The sequence below is a fragment of the Dellaglioa sp. CoH-56-MRSF-14 genome (assembly GCF_056782115.1).
In genome coordinates this window covers 1-249 of record NZ_JBXAYB010000130.1, presented here as the reverse complement: position 1 = coordinate 249, position 249 = coordinate 1, and the positions used below count along the sequence as shown (strand labels likewise).

The window sequence follows — 249 nt, the reverse complement described above, 5'->3', positions numbered from 1 at the left end:
AGTCTTGGTCTGGATATAGCGATAGAAGTCGTTACCCTTCCCGGTAACGCTCTTCTCGATCTCGACGCCCTCTTCCTTATCGAAGACCGCGTTGAAAGGCATACCTGAGCCACGTTTCGTATTCCAGATTCGCACGTCCGAATAGTAGCGCAGCTTCTTACCGCACGATTCCTGCTGCTTCGGTCCGTACATAGCCATCGGAATATCAGACAGCTGATTCATGCCGATCAGGGAAATCATCTTCTTGCC

1 protein-coding gene is annotated in these 249 nt (G+C 51.0%); it reads right to left on the bottom strand.

Translation table 11 applies throughout. From position 1 onward, the window contains the following. Positions 1 to 249 (bottom strand): hypothetical protein (locus tag AC1RPX_RS08065; protein WP_481763379.1); only part of this gene is annotated, 249 nt, incomplete at both ends.